This is a genomic window from Lacticaseibacillus salsurivasis, assembly GCF_036246225.1.
GTDB classification, from domain to species: Bacteria; Bacillota; Bacilli; order Lactobacillales; family Lactobacillaceae; genus Lacticaseibacillus; species Lacticaseibacillus salsurivasis.
This window is the reverse complement of sequence record NZ_BTTP01000005.1, coordinates 130,924-148,539: the sequence shown is the minus strand read 5'-3', so window position 1 is coordinate 148,539 and position 17,616 is coordinate 130,924. Positions and strand designations below refer to the sequence as shown.

Below are 17,616 nucleotides of genomic sequence, written 5' to 3'. Positions count from 1 at the left end.
CATGTATTAGGCACGCCGCCAGCGTTCATCCTGAGCCAGGATCAAACTCTCATATAATGAGTTATTTGAATAGCTCGATTTGTTGTTTGCGAATTGACTTCGCTCATGTTTAATTCTCTTCGATTTACATCGAAAAGCCCTATCACATTTACGAAACTTTGTTCAGTTTTCAAAGGACTACCTTGTCCAAAAGGCAACTATGAAATCTTACCACCACGCCTGAAAGCCGTCAACTGAAAATTATCAGTCGTGCGGCTTAAAAACCGCCGTGGTTGCCTTGACAACGGTATTTATCATATCAGCAGAACCGCACAGCGTCAACAAAATTTTCAACCTTTTGCAGTTTCCGAACGAGCATTAAAAGCATCAATTTTTCGTTTGTCTTTTATGCGAGTTAGACCCACTTTTTACGGTATGACCAGCACCCAATGTTCAGGCAACAAAAAAGGCCTCCATCCAAGGAGACCTGCTTTGGCCATTATGGCCGCATGGTTGGGAACAAAAGCACATCGCGAATCGATGCGGCATCGGTCAAGAGCATGACCAACCGATCAATCCCGATACCGAGGCCCCCAGTTGGTGGCATGCCATATTCCAGGGCTTCGACATAATCATTGTCAATGGGCTGGGCTTCGTCATTACCACTGGCTTTTTCGGCCGCTTGGGCTTCAAACCGGGCTTTTTGGTCGATGGGATCATTCAGTTCGGTAAAGGCATTGCCGTATTCATTACCGTGCATGAAGAGTTCAAAGCGATCCACAAAGCGCGGATCCTTTTGACTCTTCTTGGCCAGCGGCGACACTTCGATCGGATGGCCATAGACAAAGGTTGGCTGGGTCAAAGTTGGTTCCACGAATTCTTCGAAGAACGCATTAATGATATGGCCCGTCTTCCAGAAGGCTTCATAGTGCACGCCTTTTTCGTCTGCAAGCTGCTTGGCCGCCTCGTCGGTCATCGGCGCCCAGAAATCAATGCCGGTTTCCGCCTTAATGGCGTCCACCATGTGCACCCGCTTGAATGGCGCATCCAAATCAATCGCTTGACCTTGATAGGAAATAGCGCCGGTGCCTAAGACCTTGTGGGCCACAAACCGGAATAAGCCTTCCGTTTCGTTCATGACATCGCTGAGGTCCCAGTAAGCGGCGTAAGTTTCCAATTCGGTGAATTCTGGGTTGTGCTTGGTGTCTAAGCCTTCGTTCCGGAACACTCGGCCGATTTCATAAACCCGTTCCATACCGCCCACAATCAGCCGCTTCAAGTGCAGCTCCAAGGCAATGCGCAGGAACAAGTCGATGTCCAAAGCATTGTGATGCGTAATGAATGGCCGCGCATTCGCGCCACCGGCGGAAGTATGCAGCACTGGGGTTTCAACTTCAAGAAAGCCCAAGTTGTCCAGATACTCGCGCACAGCACTGACGATTTTGCTCCGCTTGACGAAGCGGTCGAAACTATCTGGATTAGCAATCAGGTCCAGATACCGCTGGCGGTAAATCTGTTCCACATTCGTCAAACCGTGATACTTATCCGGCAGTGGTCGCAGCGCCTTACTCAGGAAGGTCAGGTGCGTGGCGCGCACGGTCAATTCGCCGGCATCGGTTTTCATCATGTCGCCGGCCACACCGATGAAGTCACCTAAGTCGGCTTTTTTGAAGATCTTGTAGTTTTCTTCACCGACAACATCACGGCGCGCATAGATTTGAATCCGGCCCGAGCGATCGCGGAGATCCGCAAAGCCGACCTTGCCTTTGCCGCGTTTGGCCATCATCCGCCCCGCGATCACGACTTCGACGGGATTAGCCGCCAAGTCATCCTTATCGGTGCCGTCATAGGCGTCATGCAACTGCTGGGTTAAATGGGTGCGGTCAAAGCGGTGACCAAATGGATCGATGCCATCCGCCTTGAGGGCCTCCATCTTTTGGCGCCGCGCGATCATCTGATCGTTTAATTCATTTTGTTCCTTAGCCAACGTTATTCCTCCGTTTCATGTCCACTAGCCATTTTGCCAATCTCATAAGAAAAAAGCAACCGCGTTACCCGGCGGCTTTGGCTTTTTGGCGGGCTTCGGTTTCTTCGACGAAGCGGTCAAAAATATCGTCGACTTCTTGCTCAGTGTCCACGCTCATCGCCGCTGCTTTGGTGCGGGCGGCGCGCGGAATGCCCTTCAGGTAATAAGCCGCCTGACTGCGGAATTCCCGCACGGCCTGACCTTCGCCTTTCAAATCGACCAACCGATGAAGCTGGAGCTTGGCCGTGGTGATTTTTTCGCGTGGGGTGGGCTCTGGCAGCAGTTCCCCGGTGCGCAGATAAGTCTCGACGCCTTTAAGCATCCAAGGATTGCCCAGCGCAGCGCGGCCAATCATCACGGCATCAGCGCCGACTTCTTCCAGCATTCGCTTCGCGTCTTCCGGCGTGCGCACATCCCCGTTGCCCATGAATGGAATGTGGAGCTGTTCCTTGACCGTTTTCAAAATATTCCAGTCGGCGTGGCCGGTGTACAGCTGCTTACGGGTCCGACCGTGCATGGCCAAAGCCGAAGCGCCTGCGCGCTCGGCTGCCAAGGCGTTCTCTACTGCGTAAATATGGTCAGAATCCCAACCGGTTCGCATTTTCACCGTCACCGGTTTGTGGACAGCATCCACCACCGCGGCGACCATTTCATAAACCTTATTCGGATCGAGCAACCAGTGCGCGCCAGCGTCGGTTTTGGTCACTTTCGGCACTGGGCAGCCCATGTTGATGTCGATAATGTCGGCTTCGGTATTTTGGTCGATAAACTTGGCGGCATTGACGAGGGTTTCCTTGGTGCCACCGAAAATCTGAATAGAAATCGGATGCTCGCGGGGATCCACGAACAGCATGCTCAAGGTCTTCTTATTGTGATACATGATGCCGCGGTCGGAGATCATTTCACACACCACCAACCCGGCGCCAAATTCCTTAGCGGTCACGCGGAAGGCGGCATTGGTGATGCCGGCCATCGGCGCCACCACGACGCGATTGGGAATCGTCACGTCACCGATTTGCCATTCTAAGGGCTTAGTTGTCATTCTTCTCATCCTTTGCTTTCAGCATTGCCTTTAACTCATCTTCTGAATACTGATACTTTGCACCGCAAAATTTGCAGACGGCTTCGGCGCCATGATCTTCTTCAATCATGGCTTTGAGGTCCCGCCGCGGCGTGGTGGCGATGATTGCGCCAAAATGGGCCTTACTGCAGGTGCAAGCAAACGCCACGGGCTTGGCTGCCACTTGTTTCACCGGAATGTCACCCATCGCGCGCTGGGCAATTTGCAGCGGGGTCAGCCCTTGCCGCAGCATCTCTGAGGTCAGTGGCAGGGTTTTGACACTGGTTTCCACCGCGGCCAGCTCAGCATCTTTGGCGCCAGGCAGGGCCTGAATCATAAACCCACCAGCGACTTGAATGGAATTGTCGGCATTGACAAACACCGACAACCCCACTGCCGCCGGTATTTGCTCGGACTGGGCCAAATAATAAGTGAAGTCTTCCCCGAGTTCGCCAGAGACCAGCGGCACTTGGCCAGTGAACGGCTCGCCGAGGCCGAGATCTTTAGTCACCGCCAGTAGCCCTTGATGGCCCACCGCGCGGCCGACGTCAATTTTGCCGACGACATTAAGGGGCAAAGTGACATGCGGATGCTCAATGTAACCGCGCACCGTGCCATGGCTAGTGCCGTCCACCACCATGCCACCGACCGGGCCGTCGCCCTTCAGCCGCACCGTCAGCAAATCGCGGTCATTTTTCAGGCCCGCCGCAGAGAGCAAAAGTGTCGCCACCAAAGTCCGCCCTAACGCCGCCGAAGCCGCGCTCCAGGTATCATGACGGCGCTGGGCTTCTGCCACCACGCCGCTTGCATCGACGGCGAAGACGCGAAACGCCCCGTCTTTTGAAACTGCTGTGATCAATTGATCTGCCATTTTCAGCTCTCTCCTTTGCCTCATAAACGCAAGTATCATACCAGAAAGTCTGCGCTGATGCCACCCAGTGCCAACGGGTCAACGTTTACATGGACAGCGTCGCCAGCAGTTCGGCCAGGCTTTTTCATCATTTGCAGAATCAAAAAAGCGTTCCGCAGAACGCTTCTGGTCACCACTAATTCCATAGTAAAGCAAACAGACAACTGAGCATGAAAAAGCCCTGCGCCGCAATCAAGTACTTGGCCGTGCCCATCAGTTGGGCGACATAGCGGCCGTCAGCGTGAAGTCCCAGCGCCTGATAGTCCTCGGCGCGCCGATGCTTGAGATTGGCGGTCGCCATCAGCTGGCGCCGTTCAAAATTGCGCCACGCCAGCGTGGCCCAAATGCCTAAAGCCAAAGCAATCAACCATATGTACCAACTATAATACGTGCCATTCCAACCACTGGCTTCAGCGATAAACGCCCCACACCCGGCGGCAGCGAACAAGCCAGTGAGCCCGAGCACGCGCAGCCAGCGACTAAGACTTGGCACATACTGCGGCTCCTGGCCACTCAGCGCGGTTATCACTTTCATCCGCTGCACCCAGCGAGCCGTCAGGGTTGCCTTTGCCTCAGCATTCGGCCGGCTTTTCGGTAGATCATGGCGGACAAAGCCATAAATCAATAGCGCCAAAAGCCCAAGCGCATCCGCCCCATAAATCATCACACTGGCATAATCTTCAAACATCCTCGTCACGCTCCCTCTCTGTTTCAACTTTTCAAGCATAGCGATGACCCTTGGGCAGGCCGTGGTGATTGTGTGTGAATCTTGCGGCAAGGGCGTGAAGATTTTGTGAAAGACAAAAAAAACAGCCTCCACTAGGAAGGCTGCTTAGTGCATTACGCCGACGGATCGTCGTCGTGCTTTTCATCTTCTGCTGGCTTGTCCGCCTCATCATGTGATGGGGTTGGTTCAGCAGGTGTTTCTGGTGTTTCTGGTGTTTCTGGTGTTTCTGGTGTTTCTGGTGTTTCTGGTGTTTCTGGTGTTTCTGGTGTTTCTGGTGTTTCTGGTGTTTCTGGTGTTTCTGGTGTTTCTGGTGTTTCTGAGGCTTCTGAAGTTTCCGCCTCTGGCTTAGTGTCTTCAGCGCTATCGGCAGTCGCTTGATCATCAGTGGTCTGATCAGCGGCTGGCTTGCCTTCTTCGGCCTGCTTTTCCTTATCCTTTTGTTCCAAGGCTTTCTTGGCTTCTTCGAAGGTCGCCGCCTTTTCACTTGGGAATTCAGGTTCCGTTTCTGGCATCTTGCCATCACGGAAGAGGCTGAGGATTTGCTTTTCATCCAAAGTCTCGTACTTCAGCAAGGCTTCAGCAATCAACTTGTGCTGTTCACGATGCGCTTCGATGATGTCGTGCGCCTGTTGATGGGCTTCAGCAATAATGCGCCGGACTTCATCATCAATGGCCTTAGCCGTCGCTTGTGAGTAAGCCGGCATTTGACCGTAGCTACCGCCGACAAATGGCTGGCCGCCCTCAGATTCAAGGGTCACTGTGCCTAACTTATCGGACATCCCATAGCTAGTCACCATGCTGCGAGCCAGCTGGGTGGCTTGCTCGAAGTCATTGGAGGCCCCAGTGGATTCGGTGCCAAAGACAATTTCTTCGGCAGTCCGGCCACCCATCAGGCCAGCGATTTGTTCGGTAAGGTCTTTCTTGGAAAGCAAGAACTGATCTTCCTTCGGCAACGTGATGGCGTAACCGCCGGCGCGACCCCGAGGAATAATCGTGACTTTCCGCACGACCCGCGAGTCAGACAGCACCAAGCCGATAATCGCGTGCCCAGCTTCGTGGTAAGCTACCATGCTACGCTCGCGCTTGGAAATGACCCGGTCCTTCTTGGCTGGCCCGGCAATGACGCGGTCTTCCGCTTCATCAATATCGCTGGCATCAATCTTGGTTTTGCCCCGCCGCGCCGCGACCAAAGCCGCTTCGTTCAAGACGTTTTCCAGATCGGCCCCAACAAAGCCTGGGGTTTCACGCGCCAATTCGCCTAGGTCAACATCAGGCGCCAACGGCTTGTTCTTGGCGTGAACCTTAAGAATGGCTTCACGGCCCTTAACGTCTGGCCGGCCCACCAAAATCTTCCGGTCGAATCGACCTGGCCGCAGCAAGGCCGGATCCAGGACATCGGAACGGTTAGTGGCCGCCATCACAATGACGCCTTCGTTCCCGGTAAACCCGTCCATTTCAACCAGCAACTGGTTCAAGGTTTGTTCGCGTTCATCATGACCGCCGCCCATGCCGGCGCCACGCTGGCGACCGACCGCATCGATTTCATCGATGAAGATGATGGAAGGCGCATTCTTTTTGGCTTGATCAAAAAGATCACGCACGCGAGAAGCACCGACCCCGACGAACATTTCAACGAAGTCTGACCCGGAAATGGAGAAGAATGGCACGCCAGCTTCCCCAGCGACCGCTTTGGCCAGCAACGTTTTACCAGTACCCGGAGGACCCTCGAGTAGCACCCCGGCTGGGATGCGCGCACCGAGCTGGGAGAATTTCCGCGGATCTTTCAAGAACTCAACCACTTCGACCAGTTCTTGCTTTTCTTCTTCTTCCCCAGCCACATCGGAGAAGCGCACCTTGTTGGCTTTCTTATCCGCCTGCTTGGCCCGCGACTTGCCGAAGTTCATCACCCGGCCATTGCCGCCGCCTTGCCCCGACTGGTTCATCATCATATAGAAGAACACCATGAAGATAACCAGCGGTAGCACCGTGATCAGCAATGTGACCCACACGCTCGATGAGGACTCTTCCACCGTGTCAACGGTGACTTTATTCTTCGTCGCCGCGGATTCAATGGTCTTCATGTAAGTGTTGTTCGTCGGCACGTAAGACGAGAACTTCGTCGTGGCCGGCGAAGACTGGGTCATCAGGCCGACATTGGCCGAGCTGTTGGTGACTTTTTTAGCCTTCCGGTATTCCCCGGAGACCTTATAAACGCCGCCAGATGGTTGGATCTTGAAAGACTTGATTTCATCTTTCTTCAGCTGTGAGATGAACTGACTTGAGCTCAACTCTTGCGTTTGGGTGCCGCTATTACCACGCAGATACCATGCAAAGCCTGCGACCAAGGCCACAAACAATATCACATAGGTCAGCGTGTTGCCGAACAGCCCGTTTTGTTTTTTATTCATGCATAACCTCCAGCAACATTAGATGAAACATTTCCCTTATATCTTAATCATACACCATGCGTCAGGCCTTTTGCCTATTCTTGATATACCGCCGGCTTCAAAACGCCGATGTAAGGCAAGTTGCGGTATTTCTCGGCATAATCAAGGCCATAGCCCACCACGAATTCATTAGGGACCTGGGTGCCAACATAGTCTGCCTTCACGGTTTTGATCCGGCGCTCAGGCTTGTCCATCAAGGTACAGATCTTGATAGAAGCGGCATTACGGGTCTGGAACATCTTGATCAAATAGCTCAAGGTACGGCCAGTATCCACAATGTCCTCAACAATGAGCAAGTCGCGGCCGGCGACGCTGGTATCGAGATCCTTGAGCACTTTCACTTCGCCGCTGGACTCCGTTTCGTCGCCATAGCTGGACACATCCATAAAGTCGATTTCGACATAGTCATCGATTTTGCGGACGAGATCCGTCATGAACATGATCGCGCCTTTCAAAATACAAATGACCAATGGATTTTTGCCAGCGTAATCGCGGTTGATTTGTTCAGCCAGCCGCGAGGTAATCGCATCGATATCGTCCTTGCTGTACAGGACTTTTAGTATGTCGTCGTTCATGACCTGCTCCCCTATTTCATTCGATTTGAAGTGCCAATACTGTTTGCAGTATATCAGTTTGTGACCCTTGAAACAATTGACCGCGATCAATTCCCTCAACCCAATAAACGCGGTGGTTTTGGGCCGCCACCAAGGCCGTTTGCCGCTGGCTTCGAGGCATTTTTTGATTGATAAAATAACGTCGCAACAGTTGATGCTGACCATTGGCCAATTTCAGCTCATCCCCAGCTTGTCTGGTGCGAATCAGCACCGGCCCTGCTGGCAAAGCAGCCAAGACTTGAGCGTGAGCAGGGAGCGCGGCAAAGCGGCCTAACTTCAGTGAGCCCACCTGGTACCACTGCTCGGCCGCCTCAAGCAGAACGGCCCGCGGCGCCGGCTCAGTCGCCACGCGCCGCAACTCATGATACGCCGCTTCCAGCTGCAAACCTTGCCCGTAATCAAAGCGGCGACTACCATTTGCCGCCAAAGCCGCCAGCACTTGCCTTGCTACTCTTGGGGTTAACACCATGTGCCACCGGGCCAGCGCCGCCTCAAGCAAAATGGCTTGCACCGCCTGAGTTTCAGTCAGAAACTGGCGCCAGTCAACGGTGTCGCCAGGCGCCGGCAACATGCTGGCCACTTGGCGCTGCGCCAACGTTTCGGTGGCTGCCAGGGCTTGGGTCATCCGCGCCGTATGCGCCACCAGGTTAGGGTTGACCTGTTTCAGCGCCGGGGTCACTTGGTGCCTGATCAAGTTGCGACTGTACCGCAAATCTTGGTTGCTGGCATCCTCCGCGTAAGGGATGCCGTGGCGCTGCGCATAGCTCAGCAATGCCGCTTTAGGGACGGTCAACAGCGGACGCACCACCCGCAACGGCCCCCGCTGGCTGTCTGGCTTGATTCCCACCAGCGCCGGCAAATGGCCGGTGCGCGCCAGGCGGAACAGCACGGTTTCAACTTGGTCATCCCCGTGATGGGCCGTCATCAAGACTTTCGCCCCAACGTTCTGGGCGACTTGGGTCAAAAAGGCATAACGCGCTTGCCGCGCCGTCGCTTCCAAGCCGCTTTGGGGGTGTTGCTCCGCCGGCCACGTACCCGCTTGAAAAGGCAGGTGCAGCGCCGCGGCAGCATCGGCCACCAACTTCTGTTCTTGCGCGCTTTCGGTTCGCAACTGATGATCAAAATGGGCCACGGTGAGCTGTAAGGCGTGCCCTTGCAAGGGCGCTAACAGGTGCATAAGTACCATGGAGTCGACCCCGCCAGACACTGCCACCACCACTTTGGTCCCGGCTGGCAAGGCAAATGGGGCCAAGTAGCGTTCAATTGTTTCCATCATGGCCTCCTTCGCGTGCCATTTACCCTACCATACCAAGACTGGGAAAAACGTCCTACTAAAGTCCGATTCTGACACCTTGTCGCATGTACTAAAAAAGAACTTGAAGCAAAGTCAGGCTTTGCTTCAAGTTCCAACTGCGGCAACGGGCTTAGCTCCGGCGCCCGCCGCGACCGCCGCGCTTGCCTTCGGTATTGCGCCGCAAGCTGCTCAGCCGATCTTCGCTTTCCTTGAGAAAGCCTGACATCATGGAGTCAAAGTCATCCTTCGGCGCATCTTTGCCTGGGCGACTTGGCCGCGCGCCTCGCGGAGCAAACGCTGGTCGACCGCCGCTATGCACTGGCCGCCCGGCGTCATGATGTGCTTCATGGGGCCGATGTTCCGTGTGGGCATGGCCCTCACCGGCGTTTTCAACCGCGCGGCGAATGGACAGGCCAATTTTGCCTTCCTTGATCGACATCACCTTGACGGTTACCGTGTCGCCGACACTGAGCACATCATGAATATCCTTGACGTAAGCATCAGAGACTTCACTGATATGCACCAAACCGGTCTTGCCTTCGCCTAAATCGATGAAGGCCCCGAAATTCGTGATGCCTGTGACCTTACCCGCAACCTTTTCGCCAACTTCAACTGCCATATAAAAAGATGTCCTCCTGATTGAATTGTGCTTCTAAGTATACCACGCAAAAACCGGCACGCAACAGCAGCCGCTCGCTTTAGCGGCTATTTCCGCGTGTCGGTTTGCGTTGTCGGCAAGGAGAAGACCACTTCGCCTTTTTTCGACATCAAATAACGTTCCCGAATCAATTTGGCGAGGTAATCCTCGTTGTTCAACTGATCGATTTTCACTTTTAAGTTTGCTGTTTCGGTTTTCTTCTGCTTCAGCGTTGCCTTCGCCGTCGACAGTGTCTGCGAACGCGTTTCAATCGCGTTATGCGTGGACACCAGCTGATAGCTCCCAAAGCCGCAGACCAACAGGAGCGCCGCCAGCATCAAGCCCAAGCGGCGCTTATGCACCCGGAGCGTACTGGTTGATTTGGCTGGCGCCGCGGGTTTGGTTGACTGGGGATGAAGCGGCCTGATTTTTTGCTGCATCGAAAGACCCACCTTGCTTGTCTAGTTACTGTCAGTATAGCAAAGTATTGGCATCCGCCGTGTTACAGTTTAATAACTTTCCTTGTAGGTTTCGCTGACCACCGTATACATGTCGCCGGCCGCTTCTTTTTTGGTGATTTCATTCAGGCCTTGGACCTTCACCGTCAAGGTTTTATTACCAAAAACGATGGTCAATTCGTCCCCCAGGGCAACATCGCTGCTGGATTTGGCGACCTTGCCATTGATGGAAATTCGGCCTTTATCGGCGATTTCCTTGGCGACTGTGCGCCGCTTGATGATTCGAGACACTTTTAAATATTTATCTAAACGCATAACAATAGTCCTTTCTATTGACCTAACTGTGCTGGGTGAGTTTGCGCCAGGCTTTCATGAAGCGCCGGCCAAATGGAATCGTGAGCACTTCCCGTACGGTATACAGCTTAACCCAACTGGCCAAAACCACAAACAGGAGCACCCCTAAGGTAATCGTCACCACCAGTAAAATCAGCGCATCCCCGCGGGTGGCAAAGGGCATGTGGGTGGCCACCACATGCACCACCACGCTCATCACGCCGACCACAAAGCATAACCGGAGATTAAACGCCCGCGGATCAAATCCGCGCAGCACCGGCGGCAGGGCGAAATGTAAGACCGCGAAAATCACGGTGAGACTGAGCACCGTACTAAAGGCCGCACCTAAGGTCCCATGCCGGAAAGTGAACCATTCCGTGCTGATCAACTTGACCAAGAAGCCAGCCGCCAAGGCATACGCTGTCACGCGCAAATGATTGAGGCTTTGCAAAATCGCATTGTCAGCATTAATCAGCGCCACCAGCACAATACTGAGCGCATACATCCGCAGCGCTGGTGTTTCCGCCGTGGTGCCAAACAGTAGCCGGTTCACCGCTGGCATCAAGGCAATCAGCCCGGCTGCGGCAGCTAGTGAAAGCCCAAAGTTAAAGTGCACCAGCTGGCGCGCCGTGCGGCGAAAGGCGGTGCGTCGGTCTTGCGCCACGGCCCGAGTCAACGCCGGCAGCAGTGACGCCGAAAACGAAGTGGCCACGACTAGCCCCAGTTGCACCAGCGGTTGGCCGCGATCATACACCCCTTTTAAGGCTTTGGCCGCCGCTGGCGTCACGCCGCTAGCCACCAAGCCGCGGGTCACGGTAAAAGAGTCCACCAACTGCAGCAAAATCAGCATCGCAGCAAACAGCGTGATGGCCCCGCCTTCCCGGACAAAGCGGGTCATCAGCTGAGCATATTGGTCAAAGCCGCTGAACGCAAAGCGCCGTTTGCGAAAGACCCGGTGATACGCCGGCCACACCACCAGTAGCGCGCCGAGGCCGCCGAAAAAGGCGCCGCTCATGGCCCAGGTGCCCATTTTGTAGACATCCCAGCCGCCTTGCACGGCAAACCAAGCGGCGAGTAAAATCACCGCCACGCGAATCACTTGCTCCACCACTTGGCTGACGGCAGTTTTCGTCATATCAAACGTCCCTTGGAAATAGCCGCGGGCGGTGGACAACAGCGGCATGGTCAAAAACATCAACCCGACGCTTTGAATCAGCGGCGTGAGGCCAGGGTCGGCCATCAACTTGGCAATCAAGCCTGCGCCAAGCTCTAACGCGCCAAACATCCCCAGCCCCAGCCAGGTCATGATGACCCGCGCGCGGTGGGTCACCGCGGCCTTAGCTTCGAAATCCGGGGCTTCAGCCACTAGCTTGGAAACAAACACCGGAAAGCCAGATAACGCAAAGGTCATGCCGATGCCATACAACGGGTAAACTTGCTGATACACGTAAAACCCGGTATCACCAACCAGGTTCTGGAACGGGACCCGGTACACGGCACTGAGAATTTTGGCAATTAACGCCCCTAAACTCAGCACCCAGGCGCCGCGCATGGCATGTTTGAATTGATTATTCTCCATCGCCTGCCTCCTGTTGTCCGGCCAGTGCCTTTAAAAAGGCGGTGAGTTCCGCCAGCCAAGCCGCTGGCGCCATGGTTTTAGGAATCTGTAAGGTGACCGTCAGCAGCTCGTCGTTGGCCACTTGGGCTTTGAGCTTGGTGTGGGCCAAAGCACTGAACAGCTTTTCGCCGCTGACCTGCCCGCTGGCTTTGGCGGTGAACTGAATCAGCAGATGCTGCTCGTTGCGGGTAATCTTCGCCACTTGGGCCTGATCGGCAAAACGCTTGAGATGCGCAATCGCCAGTAGGTTCGCCACTGCCTCAGGATAATCGCCAAAGCGGTCAATCAAATCACCTTGTAGCTCGGCTTCCTGCTCATCCGTTGCCGACTCGCGCACCCGCTTGTAAAGCTCAATCTTCTGCGCCGAATCCGCCACGTAGCTATCCGGCAGGTAAGCTTCCAGATCCAGATCAATTTCAGCATCGACCACGGCCCGCCGCTTTTTGCCTTGTTTGGCCGCCACCGCATCGCCCAGCATCTGGGTATACAGATCATACCCAACGGCATCAATGAAGCCGTGCTGCTGGCTGCCTAGCAAATTGCCGGCGCCGCGAATCGACAAATCGCGCATCGCAATTTTGAACCCTGAGCCCAGCGCGGTGAAGTCCTTGATGGCCGCAAGCCGTTTCTCGGCTTCTTCGGATAAGACGCGATTTTGCTTGTACATAAAGTACGCATACGCCACCCGGCTGGAGCGGCCAATCCGCCCCCGCAACTGGTACAGCTGGGACAAGCCATAGCGGTCAGCATCTTCAATGATCAAGGTGTTGACATTCGGCATGTCCACGCCGGTTTCGATAATGGTGGTGGTGACCAGCACGTCAAAGTTGCCGTGGACAAAATCGTAAATGACATTTTCCAGCTGCGTTTCGGACATTTGGCCATGGGCATACCCCACTGTGGCGCTTGGCACCAAGGCTTCCACTTCCGCGACGGTGCGTTCGATATCTGATACCCGGTTATGCAAGTAAAACACCTGCCCACCGCGTTCCAGTTCTCGCTCAATCGCTTCGCGAATGGCGCCGGCATTTTGCTCCATGACAAAAGTCTGAATCGGATAGCGGTTCGTTGGCGGCGTTTCGATCACCGACAAATCCCGCACGCCAAGCATCGACATGTTCAGCGTGCGTGGAATCGGCGTGGCGGTCAGAGTCAGCACGTCGACGTTGGCTTTGAGCGCCTTGAGCTTTTCCTTGTGCTTGACACCGAAGCGCTGTTCTTCATCCACAATGAGTAGGCCAAGGTCATGGTAGTGCACATCCTTGGACAGCAGGCGATGGGTGCCCACCACGATATCCAGCTGCCCGGCGGCCAAATCTGCCAAGGTAGCTTTGATCTGGCTGTTGGTACGAAAGCGCGACAGCATCCCAATTTTCACCGGAAAATCACTGAAGCGATCCACCATCGTGTCGTAATGCTGCTGGGCCAAAATCGTGGTCGGCACCAAAAAGGCTACCTGCTTACCGTTTTCGACGGCTTTAAACGCCGCCCGCAACGCGACTTCAGTTTTACCGAAGCCGACATCCCCGACCAGCAAGCGATCCATCGGCCGGGACTTTTCCATGTCGTGCTTGATTTCCTTGCTGGCGCGCAATTGGTCTGGGGTTTCCGGATAAGGAAATTCCGCCTCAAAGGCGCGCTGCAAATCATCATCTGGCGCAAAGACAAAACCCGGTTCCGCTTCGCGCTCGGCGTAGAGTTTGATCAAATCATCGGCAATATCTTCAATCTTGGCGGCCACTTTGCGCTTGGTTTTCTGCCATTCACTGCCGCCGAGTTTGTTAATGCGTGGCGTTTTGCCATCCGCCGCAACATACTTTTGGACCAGATGCAGCTGATTGACGGGAATGAAAAGCTGATCGCCTTTTTGATAGAGAATGGTGATGTAGTCTTGATGGACCCCATCCACCACCAGCGTTTGCATGCCGGTGTATTGGCCAATCCCGTGGTTAACGTGCACGACGTAATCGCCAGGCTTCAGCTCCGTGTAGCTGCGCAGTCGTTCAGCGTTCGCCAGCGTTTGATGGCGGGCGCGGCGTTTCACCTTGGCGTTAAAGAGCTCATGCTCGGTCACCACCACCAAGTGCGCGCTCGGCAGCTCAAAGCCATTGGCCAGCGATCCTTGCACCACCTGTTGCACCTGCGGCAGCAAGTCGTTTTTGGGGCTGATCACACTATCGATTTCAAAATCACGCAGCGTCTGGTTGAGCTTATCAATCCGGGCCTGTTCCTGCACCAAATAGACCACGGTTAAATGCTGCTTGCGCCAGCGGTCAGATTCGGTTTTGAGCAGTGGCATCTGGGAGAAGAATTGCTGAATGTTGCGACTTGGCAGCGCCGTCAGCGACTTCAGACGCACATTACCCATGCCTTTTTGGAATAAGCTCAAATACAAATGGGCGCGGCGCTGATGATGATCCAAGGCTTGCAAGGTGACATTGGGCTGTTCACCAGCAATGCGGCCGCCTTCCGCCAGGCCCGCATACCAGTCGACCGTTTCTTGCACCAAATTAACATCGGCATCTAACAGCCGCGTGTAATCATCAAAAACAATGATGGCATCCTTTTGCAGATAGTCCACCAAGCGCACCGGCTCTGGATAGAGCGCCGGCATGTATAGCGCAAGGGCTTCGGGCCGTTCACCATTCGCCAGCTGCGTTGCGGTCGCCAGCAGGCCATTGGTCAGGGCCTGCTTGGCTTCTTTCGTTTTGGCCTTCGCCTTGGCCTTGGTGCCTAGCGCCGTGAGCGTTGCGCCAGCGGCCTTGAGCACCTCAGGGCCAGCAATCAAATCCGTGGCCGGCGTAATCATGACGTGATCCAAGTTTTCAATGCTGCGCTGGGTGTCCATGGCAAAGCGGCGCATGGAATCCACCGCGGTATCAAACAACTCGATGCGAATGGGATCGTCCTGGTTGAGTGGATAAACATCGATAATACCGCCGCGAATCGCAAACTGACCGGGCGCCGTGACCAGCTGATCACGTTGATAACCCATTGCGACCAAAGTGGCGGCCAGGGCTTTTGGATCAACTTCCGAGTCCAGATCCAGGGTCAATGTTGCCGCCTGCCAGGTGGTTTGCGGCACCAGCAGCCGTTTCATGCCGGCCAAACTGGTGACCACTAGCCCGGGCTGGCCACTGGCGAGCCAGTTCAAGGTGTTGATGCGCTCATTCACCGTATCCGGCGAGCTGACGGCAATTTCTGCCGCCAGCACGTCTTCAACCGGGAAGGACCACACCAAATCAGGCCCCACTAAGGCAGTGAGGTCGGCAATTAATTCTTCGGCATGATACCGATTGTTTTCAACCACCATCAGTTGGCGCTTGGTTTGCCGCAGCGCTGCTGCTAAGAACAACGCCTTAGCTGAACCATCAAGCCCAGTGACCAAATGGCGCCCGGCATCAAGGCCGGGCCATAGCGTTGTTAGCTCTGGCGTTTGCGCCATCATTTCAATGAGATCCATAAATGCTCCTTTAAAGGCAAAACGATGCCACGCCCACAAGGCCACCATTGGCATGGTGGCCCCCTAAGCAGTTATTCTGTTTGCATTATCGCACGTTCAAAGTCAGCCCGGCAACGCCGTTAAGGCTTCCTTACAAACTCAGTTGTATTTATTCATCAATTGAGCAAAATCCAGCCCGTGGATCCAGTCATCCGCAGCGTCCTGCAACTTGTCGATGCCGGTCAAAATCGCAATTTGGTCATCCTTGCTAAAAGGCGTCAGCACCCAATCCACGACTTTTTGCCGCTTGGGATGCTGGATGCCGATTTTGGCCCGGTAAAAATCTTGCGTGCCCAGCACATTGATGATGGACTTGATGCCATTGTGCCCGCCAGCGGAGCCGCGTTGGCGCAGCCGCAGGCGGCCCATGGTCATATCCATATCGTCTTGAATGATCAAGATCTCATCGGCCGCAAATTGATAGAAGGCTTTGAGTTGGCCCACCGCCCGGCCCGAATCATTCATAAAGGTTTGCGGCTTCACCAGCAGGATTTTCTCGCCATCAACAAAGGTGCTGCCGGTTAAGGCATTAAACTCCTGCTTGCGGATCTCGACGTCATACTTTTTGGCTAACGCGTCCACAGCCATAAAACCGATATTGTGCTTGGTTTTTGCATACTGACTGCCTGGGTTGCCCAGGCCGACGATCATTTTCATAGTTACCTCCTGCAAGGGGCCACGAAACTTGCGACCCCCTTTTCCGGTATCCAGTATACCAGACCTGGCAAGGAAGACGCGTACTTGCGAAAATAGGGCTTTGAAAACGCTTAATCAATGATACCCAATTGCTTATGAAAACGGTTGCTTTCATCTTTTTTGGGTTGGTGAACAGTTTCACAAAACCCCGTAAGACCGGCCTTTACGGAAATGGCAAGTCAAAAGTAAACTCGGATAAATTTTCTGGAAAGGCGTGCATCCATGAGCAATTGTGTTATACTTCAAGATGAATTGTACACTGCACATATGAAAGGATGATATCACCGTGGCAAATGCTAAAAAAGATCACCAAAAAGTAATTCTTGTTGGTGACGGTGCCGTTGGTTCAAGTTACGCCTATGCAATGGTTTTGCAGGGCATCGCTCAGGAAATTGGGATCGTTGACATTTTCAAAGACAAGACGAAAGGTGACGCGATCGACTTAAGCAACGCGCTGCCATTCACCACGCCAAAGACGATTTACTCTGCTGAATACAGCGACGCCAAGGATGCTGACTTAGTTGTCATCACCGCCGGCGCCCCTCAGAAGCCTGGCGAAACCCGGCTTGACCTGGTTAACAAGAACCTGAAGATTTTGAAGTCCATCGTTGACCCAATCGTTGACTCTGGCTTTAACGGCATCTTCTTGGTTGCTGCTAACCCTGTTGATATTCTGACCTACGCTACTTGGAAGCTGTCTGGCTTCCCTAAGAACCGCGTGGTTGGTTCCGGTACTTCTCTGGATACCGCTCGTTTCCGTCAGTCCATTGCTGAAATGGTCGGCGTTGACGCTCGTTCGGTCCATGCTTACATCATGGGCGAACACGGTGACACCGAATTCCCTGTTTGGTCACATGCTAACATCGGTGGGATCAAGATTTCTGAATGGGTTAAGGAACACCCAGAAATCGATGAAAGCAAGCTGGTTGACATGTTCGAAAACGTTCGTGACGCCGCTTACGAAATCATCAAGCTGAAGGGCGCGACCTTCTACGGTATCGCAACTGCCCTGGCCCGGATTTCTAAGGCCATCTTGAACGACGAAAACGCCGTATTGCCACTGTCCGTTTACATGGATGGCCAATATGGTCAGCATGACATCTTCATCGGTTCTCCTGCTGTGATCAACGCTAACGGGATCCAGAACATTCTGGAAATTCCTTTGACCGACCACGAACAAGAATCCATGGACAAGTCAGCAAGTCAACTGAAGAAGGTTATCACCGATGCGTTCGCCAAGAACGACATCGAAACCCGTCAGTAATTTGACTGATGAGCGCTGTGCTTCGGCACGGCGCTTTTTTTATTGTCTCAC

Annotated in this window: 14 protein-coding genes; 1 reads left to right on the top strand and 13 read right to left on the bottom strand. The window is 54.1% G+C overall.

Going from position 1 to position 17,616, the window contains the following annotated elements; genetic code table 11:
- Nucleotides 1-478: 478 nt before the first annotated feature.
- The 13 genes from lysS to pth all read right to left on the bottom strand — a co-directional run bounded on the left by lysS (nt 479) and on the right by pth (nt 16,262).
- Nucleotides 479-1,966, bottom strand: a complete 1,488-nt coding sequence (gene lysS / locus AAA927_RS06085) for a lysine--tRNA ligase (RefSeq protein WP_338216645.1) — start codon at nt 1,964-1,966, stop codon at nt 479-481.
- 64 nt (nt 1,967-2,030) lie between these two features.
- Nucleotides 2,031-3,047, bottom strand: a complete 1,017-nt coding sequence (gene dusB / locus AAA927_RS06080; RefSeq protein ID WP_338216642.1) for a tRNA dihydrouridine synthase DusB — start codon at nt 3,045-3,047, stop codon at nt 2,031-2,033.
- The gene (hslO, locus tag AAA927_RS06075; RefSeq protein ID WP_338216640.1) at nt 3,037-3,936 is read right to left on the bottom strand and encodes an Hsp33 family molecular chaperone HslO; all 900 of its coding nucleotides are present in this window, start codon (nt 3,934-3,936) and stop codon (nt 3,037-3,039) included. The genes dusB and hslO overlap by 11 nt, the downstream gene beginning before the upstream one ends.
- 175 nt (nt 3,937-4,111) lie before the next feature.
- Complete coding sequence (locus AAA927_RS06070; protein WP_338216638.1) at nt 4,112-4,663, bottom strand: hypothetical protein; 552 nt, start codon at nt 4,661-4,663, stop codon at nt 4,112-4,114.
- Nucleotides 4,664-4,815: 152 nt separating this feature from the next.
- The gene (gene ftsH / locus AAA927_RS06065; RefSeq protein ID WP_338216637.1) at nt 4,816-7,110 is read right to left on the bottom strand and encodes an ATP-dependent zinc metalloprotease FtsH; all 2,295 of its coding nucleotides are present in this window, start codon (nt 7,108-7,110) and stop codon (nt 4,816-4,818) included.
- Nucleotides 7,111-7,184: 74 nt separating this feature from the next.
- Nucleotides 7,185-7,724, bottom strand: a complete 540-nt coding sequence (gene hpt, locus AAA927_RS06060) for a hypoxanthine phosphoribosyltransferase (protein WP_125579510.1) — start codon at nt 7,722-7,724, stop codon at nt 7,185-7,187.
- A 16-nt stretch (nt 7,725-7,740) separates the two neighbouring features.
- Complete coding sequence (gene tilS / locus AAA927_RS06055) at nt 7,741-9,036, bottom strand: tRNA lysidine(34) synthetase TilS (protein WP_338216634.1); 1,296 nt, start codon at nt 9,034-9,036, stop codon at nt 7,741-7,743.
- A gap of 151 nt (nt 9,037-9,187) precedes the next feature.
- The gene (locus tag AAA927_RS06050; protein WP_338216632.1) at nt 9,188-9,676 is read right to left on the bottom strand and encodes a S1 domain-containing RNA-binding protein; all 489 of its coding nucleotides are present in this window, start codon (nt 9,674-9,676) and stop codon (nt 9,188-9,190) included.
- An 86-nt stretch (nt 9,677-9,762) separates the two neighbouring features.
- Complete coding sequence (locus tag AAA927_RS06045) at nt 9,763-10,134, bottom strand: FtsB family cell division protein (RefSeq protein ID WP_338216630.1); 372 nt, start codon at nt 10,132-10,134, stop codon at nt 9,763-9,765.
- A 69-nt stretch (nt 10,135-10,203) separates the two neighbouring features.
- Nucleotides 10,204-10,467, bottom strand: a complete 264-nt coding sequence (locus AAA927_RS06040) for an RNA-binding S4 domain-containing protein (protein ID WP_125579506.1) — start codon at nt 10,465-10,467, stop codon at nt 10,204-10,206.
- A gap of 22 nt (nt 10,468-10,489) precedes the next feature.
- On the bottom strand, nt 10,490-12,064 hold the full coding sequence (locus tag AAA927_RS06035) for a polysaccharide biosynthesis protein (RefSeq protein ID WP_338216628.1): 1,575 nt from the start codon (nt 12,062-12,064) through the stop codon (nt 10,490-10,492).
- Nucleotides 12,054-15,566: a transcription-repair coupling factor gene (mfd, locus tag AAA927_RS06030; protein ID WP_338216626.1), complete on the bottom strand. Its 3,513-nt coding sequence runs from the start codon at nt 15,564-15,566 to the stop codon at nt 12,054-12,056. The genes AAA927_RS06035 and mfd overlap by 11 nt, the downstream gene beginning before the upstream one ends.
- A 138-nt stretch (nt 15,567-15,704) precedes the next feature.
- Complete coding sequence (gene pth, locus AAA927_RS06025; protein ID WP_338216624.1) at nt 15,705-16,262, bottom strand: aminoacyl-tRNA hydrolase; 558 nt, start codon at nt 16,260-16,262, stop codon at nt 15,705-15,707.
- A gap of 325 nt (nt 16,263-16,587) precedes the next feature.
- Between pth and AAA927_RS06020 the strand changes: the two genes are divergently transcribed.
- Nucleotides 16,588-17,565 (top strand): L-lactate dehydrogenase, encoded by a 978-nt coding sequence (locus tag AAA927_RS06020; RefSeq protein WP_125579502.1) that lies wholly within the window; start codon nt 16,588-16,590, stop codon nt 17,563-17,565.
- Nucleotides 17,566-17,616: the final 51 nt, after the last annotated feature.

Bases quoted from the DNA above. Each gene is read 5' to 3' on its own strand.
- dusB (WP_338216642.1), bottom strand. From the start codon at position 3,047: ATGACAACTAAGCCCTTAGAATGGCAAATCGGTGACGTGACGATTCCC.
- hslO (WP_338216640.1), bottom strand. From the start codon at position 3,936: ATGGCAGATCAATTGATCACAGCAGTTTCAAAAGACGGGGCGTTTCGC.
- AAA927_RS06070 (WP_338216638.1), bottom strand. From the start codon at position 4,663: ATGTTTGAAGATTATGCCAGTGTGATGATTTATGGGGCGGATGCGCTT.
- ftsH (WP_338216637.1), bottom strand. From the start codon at position 7,110: ATGAATAAAAAACAAAACGGGCTGTTCGGCAACACGCTGACCTATGTG.
- hpt (WP_125579510.1), bottom strand. From the start codon at position 7,724: ATGAACGACGACATACTAAAAGTCCTGTACAGCAAGGACGATATCGAT.
- tilS (WP_338216634.1), bottom strand. From the start codon at position 9,036: ATGGAAACAATTGAACGCTACTTGGCCCCATTTGCCTTGCCAGCCGGG.
- AAA927_RS06050 (WP_338216632.1), bottom strand. From the start codon at position 9,676: ATGGCAGTTGAAGTTGGCGAAAAGGTTGCGGGTAAGGTCACAGGCATC.
- AAA927_RS06045 (WP_338216630.1), bottom strand. From the start codon at position 10,134: ATGCAGCAAAAAATCAGGCCGCTTCATCCCCAGTCAACCAAACCCGCG.
- AAA927_RS06040 (WP_125579506.1), bottom strand. From the start codon at position 10,467: ATGCGTTTAGATAAATATTTAAAAGTGTCTCGAATCATCAAGCGGCGC.
- AAA927_RS06035 (WP_338216628.1), bottom strand. From the start codon at position 12,064: ATGGAGAATAATCAATTCAAACATGCCATGCGCGGCGCCTGGGTGCTG.
- mfd (WP_338216626.1), bottom strand. From the start codon at position 15,566: ATGGATCTCATTGAAATGATGGCGCAAACGCCAGAGCTAACAACGCTA.
- pth (WP_338216624.1), bottom strand. From the start codon at position 16,262: ATGAAAATGATCGTCGGCCTGGGCAACCCAGGCAGTCAGTATGCAAAA.